At 34.4% G+C, this 15,538-nt stretch carries 14 protein-coding genes; 5 read left to right on the top strand and 9 right to left on the bottom strand.

The features are described 5' to 3' along the window. Positions 1-53 precede the first annotated feature (53 nt). On the bottom strand, positions 54-1,070 hold the full coding sequence (locus tag J3U09_RS06370; RefSeq protein ID WP_065562235.1) for a TerC/Alx family metal homeostasis membrane protein: 1,017 nt from the start codon (positions 1,068-1,070) through the stop codon (positions 54-56). A gap of 172 nt (positions 1,071-1,242) precedes the next feature. Here J3U09_RS06370 and dacB point away from each other — a divergent pair, with 172 nt between their 5' ends. Continuing rightward, the gene (gene dacB / locus J3U09_RS06375) at positions 1,243-2,676 is read left to right on the top strand and encodes a serine-type D-Ala-D-Ala carboxypeptidase (RefSeq protein WP_267352771.1); all 1,434 of its coding nucleotides are present in this window, start codon (positions 1,243-1,245) and stop codon (positions 2,674-2,676) included. Positions 2,677-2,741: 65 nt separating this feature from the next. Here dacB and J3U09_RS06380 read toward each other — a convergent pair whose 3' ends face one another. Further along, positions 2,742-4,577: an ABC transporter ATP-binding protein gene (locus J3U09_RS06380; RefSeq protein WP_065734275.1), complete on the bottom strand. Its 1,836-nt coding sequence runs from the start codon at positions 4,575-4,577 to the stop codon at positions 2,742-2,744. Between the two features lie 244 nt (positions 4,578-4,821). Continuing rightward, a complete protein-coding gene (locus tag J3U09_RS06385) occupies positions 4,822-5,511 on the bottom strand; it encodes a LexA family transcriptional regulator (RefSeq protein ID WP_065562232.1) in 690 nt (229 codons plus the stop codon). A 647-nt stretch (positions 5,512-6,158) separates the two neighbouring features. Here J3U09_RS06385 and tatA point away from each other — a divergent pair. Continuing rightward, complete coding sequence (tatA, locus tag J3U09_RS06390; protein ID WP_141673909.1) at positions 6,159-6,329, top strand: Sec-independent protein translocase subunit TatA; 171 nt, start codon at positions 6,159-6,161, stop codon at positions 6,327-6,329. A gap of 14 nt (positions 6,330-6,343) precedes the next feature. Then, the gene (locus tag J3U09_RS06395) at positions 6,344-7,528 is read left to right on the top strand and encodes an FAD-dependent monooxygenase (protein WP_267357565.1); all 1,185 of its coding nucleotides are present in this window, start codon (positions 6,344-6,346) and stop codon (positions 7,526-7,528) included. Positions 7,529-7,573: 45 nt separating this feature from the next. Here the strand turns inward: J3U09_RS06395 and J3U09_RS06400 are convergent, their stop codons facing one another. The 5 genes from J3U09_RS06400 to raiA form a co-directional block, all read right to left on the bottom strand. After that, entirely contained in the window at positions 7,574-8,614 is a 1,041-nt protein-coding gene (locus J3U09_RS06400; protein WP_267357566.1) for an NADH:flavin oxidoreductase/NADH oxidase, read from the bottom strand. Positions 8,615-8,751: 137 nt separating this feature from the next. Then, entirely contained in the window at positions 8,752-9,936 is a 1,185-nt protein-coding gene (locus tag J3U09_RS06405) for an MFS transporter (protein WP_267357567.1), read from the bottom strand. A 74-nt stretch (positions 9,937-10,010) separates the two neighbouring features. Beyond that, positions 10,011-11,045 carry an A/G-specific adenine glycosylase gene (mutY, locus tag J3U09_RS06410; RefSeq protein WP_267357568.1) on the bottom strand — a complete coding sequence of 345 codons (1,035 nt, stop codon included), beginning with the start codon at positions 11,043-11,045 and terminating at the stop codon, positions 10,011-10,013. Continuing rightward, positions 11,045-12,196 (bottom strand): bifunctional chorismate mutase/prephenate dehydratase, encoded by a 1,152-nt coding sequence (pheA, locus tag J3U09_RS06415; protein WP_267357569.1) that lies wholly within the window; start codon positions 12,194-12,196, stop codon positions 11,045-11,047. The genes mutY and pheA overlap by 1 nt, the downstream gene beginning before the upstream one ends. A 94-nt stretch (positions 12,197-12,290) precedes the next feature. Then, the gene (gene raiA / locus J3U09_RS06420) at positions 12,291-12,620 is read right to left on the bottom strand and encodes a ribosome-associated translation inhibitor RaiA (RefSeq protein WP_065562226.1); all 330 of its coding nucleotides are present in this window, start codon (positions 12,618-12,620) and stop codon (positions 12,291-12,293) included. A gap of 246 nt (positions 12,621-12,866) precedes the next feature. Here raiA and trmJ point away from each other — a divergent pair, with 246 nt between their 5' ends. After that, complete coding sequence (trmJ, locus tag J3U09_RS06425) at positions 12,867-13,604, top strand: tRNA (cytosine(32)/uridine(32)-2'-O)-methyltransferase TrmJ (RefSeq protein WP_081303351.1); 738 nt, start codon at positions 12,867-12,869, stop codon at positions 13,602-13,604. 53 nt (positions 13,605-13,657) lie between these two features. Here the strand turns inward: trmJ and cysS are convergent, their stop codons facing one another. Beyond that, positions 13,658-15,049, bottom strand: coding sequence for a cysteine--tRNA ligase (gene cysS / locus J3U09_RS06430; RefSeq protein WP_267352764.1), 1,392 nt, complete (start codon positions 15,047-15,049; stop codon positions 13,658-13,660). Positions 15,050-15,160: 111 nt separating this feature from the next. Between cysS and J3U09_RS06435 the strand changes: the two genes are divergently transcribed. Continuing rightward, positions 15,161-15,517: a hypothetical protein gene (locus J3U09_RS06435; protein WP_267331226.1), complete on the top strand. Its 357-nt coding sequence runs from the start codon at positions 15,161-15,163 to the stop codon at positions 15,515-15,517. Positions 15,518-15,538: the final 21 nt, after the last annotated feature.

Below are 15,538 nucleotides of genomic sequence, written 5' to 3' on the forward strand. Positions count from 1 at the left end.
TCTCATCTTTAATCGGCAGGTTTACTGCCGATTATCAATTCCCTTATTATTTTTTATGATTTATTTGGCCAAATAAAACTTGCAACAATACCTAAAGATAAAATGCCTAATACTATATAAAGGCTGAGAGTAGGGCTTATGTTAATACCATAATTAAATAGATGGTCGCTAGCATTTAAAGCCAGTTTTGCTGCGATAAAAAATAGTAGGCAGACTACAGCTTTGCCTAAATGAACAAGATATTGTTGCATTGCTTCTAAAACAAAATACATAGTCCGTAACCCTAAAATAGCGAAAATCATTGCACTATAAACAACGAGAGGTTCTTGGCTGACCGCGATTACTGCGGGAACAGAATCAAATGCAAACATAACATCACTCAACTCAATCACCACAACACATAAAAATAGTGGTGTTGCATATAAGGCACTTTTTGGCATTTTATGAATCAGGTCGCTATTTTCTGGCTTCGTTAACTCCGCGTTTAGTTGTTTTCGGGTTAATAAAAAGTGATGACCAACTATCTTAGGGTAAGAGGGGAAAATACGTTTAGCAATACGATAAGCAAAATGTTCTGAATAATCTTTAATTTTTTCATCTTGACCTTGGTTTTTCAGCATCATAAATCCAGTTAATGCAACCACTACTGAAAAGAACAATTCCATCCAAGGACCTAACGATAATAAACCCGTACCTATTACAACAAAAATAGCTCGGAAAATAATCGCACCAATTACGCCCCAATAAAGTAATCGATGTCGATAATTGTTAGGGATAGCAAACCATGAAAACAGCGCCATAATAACGAATAAGTTATCTACCGAAAGCGCTTTTTCAAGCACATAACCTGTGATAAATAAACTTGCTATCTCACTTCCATGGTGAAGATAAAGATAAAGTGCAAAACCTAATGCAACAGCAACCCAGAATAAAGACCATAATATTGCGCTGGTTAGGCTAATGGGTTTATCGTTATGGTGAGCATATAAATCAATTATAATCGCAGTTAAAGCCAAAATGACGAACATCAGTACAGTTTCGATTGGAAAACCTAATGAATGATGAATCATAGCCTTGTTACCTATATTAAATTATCTCTTGGATTAAATTCAAAAATATAAAATATAATGGTATTTAGAACATTATTTTTAAAGAGACTGAGTATATATTGATAGGCTTATCAAAAAAAGATATATTTGTTTCCACACTAATATATTTAATAAATTTTTTGAGCATACATTCATGACAAATATAAGGGTATCTTTTCTATTTATCGTTGCTTTTTATTCAAGCTTATTGCAAGCACAATCGGTTGAACCATATATATCATCATTACCCAAAGGGAGTGATTTATCAATTTTAGTGCAAACTGTTGATGGCAATCCTAAAACATTAGCCAAATACAAAAGTGATCAATTTAAACAGCCAGCTAGTACACAAAAAGTAATAACTGCACTAGCTGCACAGCTTGAACTAGGTAGTGACTTTCGGTTTGTTACTGGAATGTACGCGAATGGTTCAGTTAGTAATAAACAACTCAATGGTGATCTGATTATCAAATTGAGTGGTGATCCCACTTTTAGTCGAGAAAGATTAAAAAATATGATTAGCGCCCTTCGTCAAAAGGGTGTAGAAAAAATTTCAGGTAATGTTATTTTAGACACTTCAATTTTTGCTAGTCATGATAAAGCAGAAGGGTGGTCATGGAATAATTTAACTGCTTGTTACAATGCCCCTGCATCAGCTGCAACAATTGATGATAACTGCTTTTATGCAACAATAACCCCGGGTAAAGTAGGTGGTAAAGCATCAGTTTCTGTTTCATCTAATATTCCAGTTATGGTTTCAGGTGATGTCAGAACGATTTCCGCTAGTAGTAAAGATGCACATGATAAATATTGTGAGCTTGATGTTAATGCCGATAAAAATCGCTACTATTTATCTGGATGCATCGCTTCTAATGCGGATAAAACACCATTAAAATTTGCAGTAATGGATCCAACTGAATATTTTTCGACTGTTTTAAAAAATGAATTAAAACAACAAAAAATAACTTATGGTGGACGTGTTTTTGAAAGAAAACAAAAATCCACTGGTTCCTTAACGTTATTAACATCAAGTCAATCAGCACCGCTTTCTGAGTTAATAACGGTTATGCTCAAAAAATCAAATAATTTGTATGCTGACACCATTTTTAGAACACTTGGCGCACGCTATTATAATACTGCAGGAACATGGCGTAATGGTGGTGATGCGGTTAAACAAATCCTTCGCAAAAAAGCAGGTATTGACTTAGAAAACTTAGTGATTGCCGATGGCTCGGGTTTATCTCGTCTTAATCTAGTTAGCGCCAACAAACTAATGGAAGTGTTGCAGTATATTTCAGCACATAACAATCAACTCGCTTTTATTGAAAAATTACCAATTGCGGGTGTTGATGGAACGTTGCAAAACCGTAAAAGCTTCAGTCAAGCACCATTTAAAGATGTAGTTATGGCTAAAACAGGCTATATTCAAGGTAGTTATAATTTAGCCGGATTTATTCAAAAATCAGACGGACGTTATGTCGCTTTTGTTCAATTATTATCAGGGTATCGGGCTGATAGTAAAGGGGAACCTAAAAACGGGGCAGTTATGAAGTTCGAATCTGAGTTTTATAAAAATTTCATTAATTAGATTTGACTAATTTGAGAATTAAGATTTTGGGGCGATGTTATTTACTCATCGCCCTAAATTTTAAGTTAAAAATTTTCAGCTAAAAAACCTCCACTTTGATGCTTCCAAAGTTGAGCATAAAGTCCATCTTTACTAAGCAACTCTTGATGTGTTCCTTGTTCGATGATTTTTCCTTGATCTAAAACGATTAATCGATCCATCGCCGCAATTGTAGATAATCGATGGGCAATAGCAATAACCGTTTTACCTTCCATTAACGTATATAAGCTTTCTTGAATAGCTTGTTCAATTTCAGAATCAAGCGCACTAGTTGCCTCATCTAACAATAGAATTGGTGCATTTTTTAAAATAACTCGAGCAATAGCGATACGTTGGCGTTGTCCTCCGGACAATTTAACCCCACGTTCACCAACAAAAGCATCATATCCAGTTCTTCCATTAGCATCTACTAAGGTTTCAATGAAACTATCGGCATGGGCTTTTTTAGCTGCGATTATCATCTCTTGTTCGGTGGCATGGTTATTACCGTATAATAAGTTATCTCTTACTGATCGGTGTAATAGTGAAGTATCTTGGGTAACCATACCAATTTGAGCGCGTAAGCTTTCTTGATTGACTTTGGTGATGTCTTGATTATCAATAAAAATATGACCATTTTGTAAATCATAAAATCGTAACAATAAATTGATTAAAGTGGATTTACCCGCCCCTGATCTGCCAACTAAACCGATCTTTTCACCTGGTTTAATGGTTAAATTTAAGTTGTCGATAATGGCATTGTTTAATTTTGCATCGTAACTAAAATTAATATTTTTAAATTCGATTTTACCATCAGTCACCTTAAGAGTTGGTGCATCAGGTTCATCAACAACGGTTTTAGCAACAGAAAACGTATTCATACCATCTTTAACCACGCCGATATTTTCAAATAATGCTGCCATTTCCCACATAATCCAATGTGAAAAGCCGTTCAATCTAAGTGCGACAGCAGTTGTAGTGGCGATAGCTCCAACACCAATTAAATCATTAGTCCATAGCCATAATGATAAGCCAGTAGTACCAAGAACGAGAAAAATAGACAATAAATGATTAACAATTTCAAAACTACTAACTAAACGCATTTGTTTATTAACGGTAACTAAAAATTCGTCCATCGACTCTTGTGCATATTTTGCTTCATTGCCTGCATGAGAAAACAGTTTAACTGTCATAATATTCGTGTAAGCATCAGTCACTCGGCCTGTCATGGTAGAACGTGCATCTGCTTGCATACTTGCCACTTTACTTAGTCGTGGAATAAAGTAATACATTGCAATGCCATAAACAAAACACCAAACCATAAACGGTACTAATAACCAAAGATCTAACTGACCTATGATTGTTGCCATAGTAATAAACGAAATCAAAACATAGATAAAGATATCAGCAACCAAAAAGCAGGTATCCCTAACCGCAAGTGCGGTTTGCATCACTTTTGCTGATATACGGCCGGCAAATTCATCTTGGAAAAAGCGCATACTTTGATTTAGCACTAATCGATGTAAATTCCAACGCAGTCGCATTGGAAAGTTTCCCGCCAAACATTGATGTTTAATGATGGTTTGTAAGGCAATAATGATCGTGCTAGCTAATATAATAATCGTAAATACAATTAAGGTTGATTTTTCCTGCTGCCAAAATTGACTTGGTGAAACAGCTGCCAGCCAGTCAACAACTTTACCGAGTGCAGCATATAAAAAGGCTTCAAAAGCGCCAGCTAATGAACTCAGTATGATTAATAATAGAAGGAAAGAACGTGTGCCTTTCGTCGATTGCCAAATAAAACTAAAAAAACTTTTAGCCATCGGCTGTGGTTCATCTTGTGGATAAGGTGATACCAATTTTTCAAAAAATCGATACATATTAGACCTATTAGTTAAAAGGTTATTCATTGATAGGTTTACCAATGATCTAAAAAGTGAGGGTTTTATTACCAAATGCTAAGTGCTATAAGCGAAATATGATATTTTTAAATTAAAAGAGACATCACTCCAATACCTATTAAACTAACATTAATAAAAATTAAAAAAAGTTGAGGAAAGGGGTTTTTGAGCTTTCCTCATGGCAAATTATATAGTTAAAAGTACTAGATTACTAATAATTGTCTTAAAAAACATCTTTAATAATTTGTACAACGCGTCCGACAATATTATATTTTTCGAAATGAGCTTTAGGAACCTCAATCGTTGGGTATTGATGATTATTACAAATCAAAATCCAATTTCCGAGTGATAGGCGAATTTTTCTTAGTAGAGTGAAATTCTCGTATTCAATTAAATAAATTGCGCCATCGATTATTTCGTTTATTTCTGTATTAATAATTAATCCATTATTATTTTCGATTTCAGGTGCCATTAAATCACCTTTCGCCCAATAGATTATAAGTTTTTTGATATCTAAACCACGATGAGAAGCCCAACCTTCAACAATAGGATAATTCATTACTGGTGGCGTTTCACGTACGTAACGTTGATTTTGCGCCTCTTCTTTAGTTGGTAATTGTTTTTTATAAACCGGGATACGATAGATATTTTCATTATAAACTTCGTTATTATCATCGTCTTTAGGATCCAACACTTCCAATTTATAACCGGTAGCTAACCAGTTGAATGAAACATTACATTTTTCAGCAATTACTTCTAAACGAGTTAGTGAAGGGTAGGTTTTTCCAGACAAATAATCTCGTATTACCGTTTCTGACATATCACATTTTTTTGCAAAGGATGAAACAGATAATCCTTGCATTGACGAATGTAGCCTATCTTTAAAAGTTTTTACATTTTTATTTTTAATCATACTTATTTCGTTTTTATTTTTTCATCCGTTTGATAATTATATTGTATTTTTTATGAGTTTTATATATGAATTTGAATCAATCTTCTTAATTTTATTAAGTTTTAATGCGATTTTTTGTTTAAACGCGTTTTATATTATGGAAAAATATTCTTTTCTCGCATAAAAATAAAAAAACAGCGAGTGTTATAATAAGAAGTATGGCTTTTTTTTCCGTTTTATTGTCTTTGTTTTTCCGTTGAAATTTCAAGTAGTTTTATAGATATTAAGTTTTTTTTAATGCGTAATTGATATTTATCAAATATGTATTATTCTTATTTATATGTTGGGTGTTATTTTAATTTATTGATTTATAATGGTTAAAGTCATTTTTTAGCTAAAATTGCTACATTTGCTGAAAGGCAAATAAAAACGTTGACTAAAAAGAAAAAAAGTGGATAATAAGCAGCGTAAGGATTTTTCATTGTTTTCTTTCCTTATATTCCTTATATTTCATGTTGGCCCGTATATTTTATGCGGGTCTTTTTTTTATCTAAATTAACTTGTCATGAAATCCCATCATAAAAAGAGTATAATCAATTCCAATATTTAATAATCTATTTGTTCGTTTAGCTTGTTCAAATAGCGATACATTTTTAAATGAGGTTTTAATTATGTCATTTAGCATTCCACATCTATTAGTTTTTCTTGCCGTGGTGGTTCTCATTTTCGGAACAAAGAAGTTACGTAATTTAGGTTCTGATCTTGGTTCAGCATTGAAAGGTTTTAAAAAAGCGATGAATGATGATGTTGAAGATGATAATAAGCTTGATAAGAAATAACCCTATTTATTGATATGAAAACGCAATTTGATGTGGCCATCGTTGGTGGTGGATTGGTTGGTTTAGCAACTGCATGTGCTCTTAGCCAATCTAATTTAACTGTAGCTATTGTTGATGTTAACGTTAATGATAATCAAAATTTTGCTTTTGACGAAATAGGAATTAGAGCTTCTGCAATTAATGGCGCAAGTCAGCAATATTTTTCTCAAATTGGTATTTGGAACGATTTATGTGCGAGCGAACGTGTTCATTCTTTTAGCGAGATCGGTGTTTGGGAAAAAAACGGTTTAGCGCATCTTACTGCACATGCTAAAGATTATGGTTATCCAAATCTTGGGTATATCATCGAAAATAATTTAATTTCTTATTACCTGTATCAACATGCTCAAGCAAATTCAAATATCACTATTTTCAATTTGGCCGCTATAGACAATAGCTATAATGAAGATTATGCTTTTTTAACGCTTTCGGATAATACTCGGTTACAAGCAAAACTGATTATAGGTGCTGATGGCGCACACTCTTGGCTGCGCAGACAGGAAAAAATTTCTGTGTTTGAGCGTGATTACCTTCATCATGCAGTGATTACAACTGTTGAAACACAATATCCTCACCAAGCATGTGCTAGGCAGATTTTTTACCCTAATGGTATTGTAGCATTTTTACCACTTTGGCAACCCAATTACAGTTGTTTAGTATGGTCAACTAAACCAGAGCAAGCAGCTATTTTAACTTCGTTAACTGAATCTGAGTTTTGCCAAGAGCTGTTTAAATTAAGCGGTGATAAAGTAGGACAATGTCAGTTGGTCAATCCGAGAATGGTGTTTCCATTAAAAGCCCGGTTTGCAAAACAATTTATTAAACATCGATTAGTGCTAATTGGTGATGCTGCCCATACTATTCATCCATTGGCTGGTCAAGGAGTTAATTTAGGATTTGAAGATTCTGCATTATTGGTGGCAACCATTAATAAACTTATTGATGAACATAAAGATATTGGTTTAGTAGAAAACTTAAAATCATTCCAATTCACTCGCCGTAAAGATGCTTTAGTCATGTTAACCGCAATGCGAACTATTCAAGATATGTTTAATGGCGATAATGCTTTTAAAAAAATGGTGAGAACAGTTGGGATGAACGCAATTGATAACTTTTCGCCAATAAAGAAACGTCTCATCAAATATGCCATGAAAATTTAGTTTGTAAATTAATCCTGTAGCTAACACTACAGGATTATCATTAGTTTATTTAAAAGCTACTTGATAAGATGTTGGGATAAATGGAGATGCTGGAATTCTTAGTGGCCAGTAAGGATCTTTCAATAAACCTCGACCAATTGCAACTAAATCAGCATCGCCAGTACTTAATACATAATCAGCAAGATAAGGGTCTTCAAGCATACCAACAGTAATAATTGGCAAATTAGTGACCTTCCTAATAGCACGCGCTAAATAAACCTGGTATCCAGCATGAAATAGAGGCGTATGCTTTGGATCTAACTGACCATCACCACCGCCACTCACATCTAAAACATCTGCGCCTGCTTGTGTAAAACGTTTAGCAATTTGGTAACCATAATTAATATCGTAACCATTAGTACCGTATTCTTGAGCCGAAAACCGAACAATTAGTGGCATATCTTTTGGCATCACTGATTTTGCTGCCTTAATTACTTGTTCACCAAATAATAATTTATCCTTACCATATTCGTCCGTTTTAATATTCGTTTTTGATGAGCTGAATTGATGGATTAAATAACCATGTGCACCGTGTATTTCAATTGCGTCAAAACCTGCTTCAACCGCACGTTTGGTTGATTGTTTAAATTTTTCGATAATATCAGCGATTTCACTTTTGGTTAATTCTCTTGGCGTTTGATATTGCCATTTTTGATTCGCTTCGACGTTCCCATCATAGCGGATAGGAGAACAGGATACGACGTCAGACTCACCCAAAGCTTTACGTCCTGCATGGGCAATTTGAATAGCGATTTTTCCTTCTTGAGCATGAACCGCATCAACGATACGTTTAAGCTGATCGCGTTGCTCGTCATTCCATAGACCTAAGCAATTTGGCGATATTCGACCATTTGGAGCAATATTGGTCATTTCTAAAATTATTAAACCCACGCCACCAACCGCTCGTGAAACATAATGAACAAAGTGCCAATCATTAGCCAATCCGTCTTTTGCTTGATATTGACACATCGGCGACATAACAATACGATTTTTGAGTGATAAATTTTTTACTTTAAATGGCGTATTAATATAGGCTATTTTAGCCATGGATGACTCCTGTTTTTATTAATGGTGCAAATGTTTAAGTTAACTGACGAATAGTATATAGTGTTTAAAAACGGAATATTAGAGCAAATAAACGTTAAAAAACCCCGTTCCTCAACTTTTTTTTGCAATTAAATCGTTTATGGTTTGCGAACTGATTTAAGATAGTAGCGCCAACATAATAAACCCAATAATCCTAAAACTGTTCCAGCAATAATTATCGCGATCCAACCATAGTTGCTATACAAATAAGTAGAAGCGATAGAACCCAACATGCCTCCGATAAAATAACTTACCATATAACCTGTGTTCATACGGCTACGTGCTTCTGGTCGAATTTGATAAATGGCATTCATGTTTGATACATGAGTAACTTGAACAGCAAAATCCAGCAATACTACCCCAATAATTAAGGCTAAAAGTGAATATTCAGCAAGAGAAAGTGGTACCCATGAAGCAAGAAGTAATATTAGGCCAATGGTCGTGGCTAAAAAGCCTTTTCCTTTGTCTGATAATTTGCCAACGATAGGCGAACCTAGTGCACCAGCGGCACCGGCTAGGCCGAATAAACCGATTATAAAATCAGAATAATAGTAAGGTTTATTACTTAATAAAAAGGCAAGCGGCGTCCATAACAGTGAAAATAACGCAAAGGAAATAACTGCCAACAATGAGCGAATTCGTAAAACAGGTTCTTGTTTATATAGTGAGCCAATTGATAATAACAGTTGAAAATAGTTAATACTGATGGTGTTATTATAAGTTGGTAATGATAACCAAAGTAGCAAAGTAACAATGATCATTACTGACGCGGCAATCCAATAAACATAATGCCAATCTGTCATCGAAGAAACAAAACCAGCGAATGCACGACCTAATAATATACCTAGCAACATACCACTCATCAATGTACCGACAATTTTACCTCGATGCTCTGGTCGTGATAGTGTTGCGGCAAATGGAATTAATACTTGGGCTACGGTTGAAAATAGACCTGTCATAGCCGTACCAAGCATAAGTAACCATAAGTTTTGTGAAGTTGCACTAATAATTAGCCCACAGGTTGATAATATCATCAAGGTCAATATTAATCGTTTACGTTCTATTTTGTCACCCAGTGGGGTAATGAACAGCAAGCCAACAGCATAACTAAATTGTGCAGCCATAATGATAAAACCTGCATGTTTAATTGCAATATGTAAATCATTAGTTATCGAGTGTAATAGTGGTTGCGCATAATAATTACTCGCTACCGCGACGCCAATGGCAAATGCCATTAGGAATACTAACCATGCAGATAGCCCTTGAGCTTGTTTGCTATTCATAATAAACAATTTAGAAAATAAATAATGTGTAATTATATATCAAAAGGTTGTTAGATACTGATAGATTGTGTTGATTATTGATTTAATAGATTATAAATAGGTGTTGCTAAGCCAATTTTTGCATTTTCCGATTTTAGTTTATACCAATAACCATTCGATTCATCTAGACATTTAGTATTGCCTTTGATCTCACAGTAAATAGGCACAATATCTAAATGAAAATGGCTAAAAGTATGTCGAAATGCAATTAACTGTTTGGGTTTGCTAGTTTTAATACCATGGCTGTCTAGCCAGTCAGTTAATGCTTGCTCGCTTGCAAATTGTGGTAAACAATATAATCCGCCCCAAATACCAGCAGGCGGTCTTTTTTCAAGCCAAATCATGTTGTCATGTTCAAGCATTAAAAAGTAGGCGGTTTTTTCAGGAATAGTCTTTTTAGGTTTTTTAGTTGGATATTGTTGCCAACTGTCGGTCTTATAAGCAATACATAATTGATGTAAAGGGCATAAAGTGCATTTGGGTTTAGAACGAGTACAAACCATTGCACCAATATCCATCATGGCTTGATTAAATTTAGCAACTTCATTTTTAGGCGTGACTTGCTCACTTAATTGCCAAAGTTGATTTTCGACATTTTTATTACCAGGCCATCCGTCTATAGCAAAAGTTCGGGTTAAAACCCGTTTTACGTTACCATCTAATATTGGATAATGTTGATTTTGTGATAGAGATAGGATAGCCCCAGCGGTTGAGCGCCCAACGCCTGGTAAGGCGATAACATCCTCAAATTTGGTTGGAAATTTTCCCCCAAACTTGTCAGCTATAACTTGTGCTGCTTTATGTAAATTACGAGCACGTGCATAATAACCAAGTCCAGTCCAAAAATGTAAGATATCATCAATTGGAGCCTTCGCTAAATCGGTAATTTTAGGAAACTGTTTAGTAAAGCGTTTAAAGTATGGAATAACAGTTGAAACTTGTGTTTGCTGCAGCATAACTTCTGACAACCAAACATGATAAGGGCTTTTTTCAATTTGCCATGGTAATGATTTTCTGCCGTACTGTCCATACCATTTGAGTACGGCATTTGAAAAACTTAAGTTAGTCATTACATGACAGCGGTAATAGAATCACTAGGATAACAACCAAGCACTTTAGTATATAAAGTGATGGAAGCTAATTCTTTAAGTGCGATCTGCATTTCGTAATCGTTAATATTACCTTGTAAATCAATATAAAACATCTCTTCCCAAGATGTGCCATGGATAGGGCGTGATTCAAGTTTTGTCATAACAATATTATGATTACGTAATACGGATAAAGCATCTACCAAAGCCCCAGCTTGTTGGCCCGTTTTCATCAAGATTGTAGTTTTGGCCGGAATCTGATCGGAAACTTCAATCGATTCACGCGATAACACAATAAAGCGGGTGATATTCTCTTTTTGATTAGCAAAATTGTGCTCCAGAACTTGTAAACAATATAATTCACCACCGTCTTTATTTCCCATAGCTGCAATGTTTGGTTGATTTAATTTAGCTACGGTTTCCATTGCTGACGAAGTGCTATCACAATAAACAATTTTCCAATGCGGATACTTTTCTAAGAAATTACTACATTGTTGGAATGGTTGCGGGTGGCTATAAATAGTATCTATTTGCTCAAGTTTAGTGTTAGGAAGAGCTAAAATGCAGTGATCAATCATTAAGGATAGTTCACCAATAATATGTAAATTGGTTTTTTGTAACAAATCATACACTTCATTAATAGATCCCGAACTCGAGTTTTCTATCGGTACAATTCCATAATCAACAACTTTTGATTCAATCTTTTCAAAAACATCTTTAAATGTATTACAACTTGATTCAGTCAATTGATCAAAATGGGCACTAGCATAACGGCGAGTTGCTGAATGTGAATATGAACCTTTTGGTCCTAAGAAAGCAATTTTAGCTGATGAGATAACGCCTTGGTTGAGTTTTTCTTGTAAAAACTTCTGTTGTAGTAGAACCGAATCTTCAATAATAATTTGGTATAAACGCTTAATTAATAGGTCATCAAGATGATATTGTTTACCTTGTTCGATTAATGCCTTAATCAATAAACGTTCACGATCTAAATCACGCACAGGGATATTTGCTTTTATTTTAGCCTGGATAACTTCGGCTGAAATTTGGCGTCTTTCAGCAATGATTTCAATTAATTTTTGATCAAGTTGGTTAATTTTGTTTCGTAAAGGCAATAAGGGACTGGTTGTCATATTCATTAATAGATTAAAAATTCGATGGGTAATATTATAACAAGCAAAAAAATAAAGGCACTATTAAAGTGCCTTTTTGTTAAATTATAAATTATTATTCTTCTTCAATTACTGTATTTTTAATACTGTCAAATGCACGGCGCGACTCACCTTTATGTTGGAGTTTATTTAGTTGTCTTTCAAGTTTACCAACTAAATCATTAATTGCAGCATACATGTCAGTGTGTTTAGCGGAAGCAACTAGTGGCGAGCCTTTGGTTGCAATGGTTGCATCAATAATAAATCCATCGGGCTCTTTAGATAAGATAAAGTGAGGGTTGATTAGTAGAGCTCTCCATTTATCTAATTTCGAAAACTTATCTTCAAGATAACTACGAATTGCAGGAGTAATGTCCATTTGTTTACTTGTGATACTTAAAGTCATAATTGACCTCCACTATGTTTACTTACTAATTGAGCTATTATTATATTGATTACATTGACAAATTTTTCACATTTCGTCAATAGGTTATTAGGTTTATATTAAGATTTTTGTGACTTTTGTCTAAAATAATTTATTGGTATTTGATATTAGGTAGCACAGAACTGCTTTTAATCTGTTTTTTATTATATACTGTGGTTTATTTAGATTGATTTAAAGTATTAAGTTTAGTTATTTAATGAGGAATATGTGAGCTATTTAGATAATGTTAAGATTGTTTTAGTTGAAACTTCGCATACTGGTAATATGGGGTCTGCTGCTCGTGCAATGAAAACGATGGGATTAACTCGTTTATGTTTAGTGAACCCTGTAATAAAACCCGATTCCCAATCGATTTCACTGGCAGCCGGGGCGAGTGATATTATCAAACAGGCACAGATTTTTTCATCCCTTGAGGAGGCGGTAGCAGATTGTTCATTGGTTATAGGTACTAGTGCGCGCCCTAGAAGTTTGCAATGGCCAAACTTAACCCCGAAAGAATGTGGCGACAAAATTATTGCTGAAACCGCGCATCATGCTCAAGTGGCTTTAGTTTTTGGTCGAGAAAGAGTTGGATTAACTAATGATGAATTACAAAAGTGCCATTTTCATGTTGGTATTCCAGCTAATCCAGATTATAGCTCTTTAAATTTAGCTATGTCAGTTCAGGTTCTAACTTACGAAATTCGAATGTCAATGTTGTCAACTTTAGAGGCATCTTTAAAACATGATGATGATAATCTGAATGAGGTTCAGTATCCTAAAAGCGAAGATATTGAACGGTTTTATCAGCATTTAGAGCAGACGTTATTAAAAACCGGATTTATTAATCCTAATCATCCTGGGCAGATTATGGGTCGTTTACGTAGATTATTTACGCGAGCTGGTATTGAACAGCAAGAACTCAATATTTTACGGGGAATTTTAACGTCAATAGATAAAAAATAGTGAGATTAGTCCCCTAGTTTTGTGTAAATCTAGGGGATTTTTCATTTATATTATTAAGTTTTTTTACGCCAAGTTGTGCCGTTAGCACCATCTTCTAAAATAATATTCATCTGATTGAGTTTGTCTCGAGCTTCATCAGCTAAAGCCCAATTCTTACTTGCTCGAGCATCGTTGCGTTGTTTAATTAACGCTTCAATTAGCTGTGTATCTTCATCATCTTGACTATTACCTTGTAAGAATTTAACCGGATCTTGTTCAAGTAAACCAAGTACAGAAGATAAATAACGTAACTCAGCAGCTAGTTCATTAGCTAATGGCATATTATTTTCTGACTTAGCTTTGTTGATCTCTCGAGCCAAATCAAATAGAGTTGAATAAGCTTCAGGAGTATTGAAATCATCATCCATTGCCTGACAAAATTGTCGATGATAATCGCTATCTGGCGTGTTGTGCGGATAGTTAGCATCGGTGTCTCTCAAAGCCGTATAAAGTCTTTCTAAAGCGGTACGAGCTTGTTTTAGATTTTCTTCACTATAGTTAAGTTGACTACGATAATGGCCTGATAATAAGAAATATCGAACAGTTTCAGCATCATAATGTTTTAAAACATCACGGATAGTGAAAAAGTTATTCAGTGATTTGGACATTTTCTCTTGGTCTATCATTACCATGCCTGAGTGCATCCAATAATTTACATATTGACCATTATGGGCACAGGTTGATTGGGCAATTTCGTTTTCATGATGTGGGAACATTAAGTCAGAACCACCGCCATGAATATCAAAATGGTTGCCTAATTGATGGCTGTTCATTGCAGAGCATTCAATGTGCCAACCAGGTCGACCTTTCCCCCATGGTGAATCCCAGCTTGGTTCGTTGGGTTTTGACATCTTCCAGAGAACGAAGTCCATTGGATTATGTTTTACGTCCACTACATCAACTCGAGCACCTGCTTGTAACTGTTCTAAATTTTGGCGTGATAAAATACCGTAGTTAGGATCACTATCTACCGAAAACATCACATCTCCATTGTCAGCAATATAAGCGTGATTTTTTCTTATTAACTCTTCAACAAGTTCAATGATTTGTGACATATGACGAGTTGCTCGAGGTTCGACATCGGGTCGTTTGATATTAAGTGCATCGAAATCGGCATACATCTCATTTAACATACGTTCAGTTAATTCGTCACAAGTTTCACCATTTTCTAATGCACGCTTGATGATCTTGTCATCGACATCGGTAATATTACGAACATAAGTGAGATCGTAACCTAAAAAACGTAAATAACGAGTAACGACATCAAATGCGACAAAAGTACGGCCATGGCCAATGTGGCATAGATCATAGATAGTAACACCACAAACATATAGCCCAACTTTATTTGGTGTAATTGGTTTAAATATTTCTTTCTCACGTGATAATGTATTAAATATTTTGAGCATTTTATCCTGCAGAATAAATTTGATAAATTTTAGTGTTTAATATAACAAAAAACTGGAAGTGGCGAAATTACTTCTTATAATCTCGTTAAATAAATTAAATGGAATTAATTGATGATATCACAAATTTTGGGAATAACTTTTTTGTATAGTTTCATTGTAATATTAATGGCCATTGAAGTTATTAGTTTTGTAATGGAAATTGAATTTAATAATCGCTTTAAAAAATTACTATTTTGGCTTGCGTGGATTTTTTTAGCAATATTATTATTTGTGGAGGCTGTTAACAGGAGGTTAGGTGGCTTTGGCGATATAGGATTTTATAAGTTTATTGCACTTTTTGTTATTTTTTTAGTATGCCTTTTAGGGGCTTTGGTTGCTTTACTAAGCATTATCATAATTGTATATATATTAATTTGGATACTTAAAAAGCTATTTAAGTTAATAGGTTTTAAACATCGATATAAATGAGAGAACTTTGGTTGGATAGAT

The sequence above is a fragment of the Gilliamella sp. B2889 genome (assembly GCF_026536885.1).
Taxonomy (GTDB): domain Bacteria; phylum Pseudomonadota; class Gammaproteobacteria; order Enterobacterales; family Orbaceae; genus Gilliamella; species Gilliamella apicola_E.

Excerpts from the sequence above, each read along its gene's own strand:
- J3U09_RS06370 (WP_065562235.1), bottom strand. The coding sequence starts at position 1,070 with ATGATTCATCATTCATTAGGTTTTCCAATCGAAACTGTACTGATGTTC.
- dacB (WP_267352771.1), top strand. The coding sequence starts at position 1,243 with ATGACAAATATAAGGGTATCTTTTCTATTTATCGTTGCTTTTTATTCA.
- J3U09_RS06380 (WP_065734275.1), bottom strand. The coding sequence starts at position 4,577 with ATGTATCGATTTTTTGAAAAATTGGTATCACCTTATCCACAAGATGAA.
- J3U09_RS06385 (WP_065562232.1), bottom strand. The coding sequence starts at position 5,511 with ATGATTAAAAATAAAAATGTAAAAACTTTTAAAGATAGGCTACATTCG.
- J3U09_RS06395 (WP_267357565.1), top strand. The coding sequence starts at position 6,344 with ATGAAAACGCAATTTGATGTGGCCATCGTTGGTGGTGGATTGGTTGGT.
- J3U09_RS06400 (WP_267357566.1), bottom strand. The coding sequence starts at position 8,614 with ATGGCTAAAATAGCCTATATTAATACGCCATTTAAAGTAAAAAATTTA.
- J3U09_RS06405 (WP_267357567.1), bottom strand. The coding sequence starts at position 9,936 with ATGAATAGCAAACAAGCTCAAGGGCTATCTGCATGGTTAGTATTCCTA.
- mutY (WP_267357568.1), bottom strand. The coding sequence starts at position 11,045 with ATGACTAACTTAAGTTTTTCAAATGCCGTACTCAAATGGTATGGACAG.
- pheA (WP_267357569.1), bottom strand. The coding sequence starts at position 12,196 with ATGACAACCAGTCCCTTATTGCCTTTACGAAACAAAATTAACCAACTT.
- raiA (WP_065562226.1), bottom strand. The coding sequence starts at position 12,620 with ATGACTTTAAGTATCACAAGTAAACAAATGGACATTACTCCTGCAATT.
- cysS (WP_267352764.1), bottom strand. The coding sequence starts at position 15,049 with ATGCTCAAAATATTTAATACATTATCACGTGAGAAAGAAATATTTAAA.
- J3U09_RS06435 (WP_267331226.1), top strand. The coding sequence starts at position 15,161 with ATGATATCACAAATTTTGGGAATAACTTTTTTGTATAGTTTCATTGTA.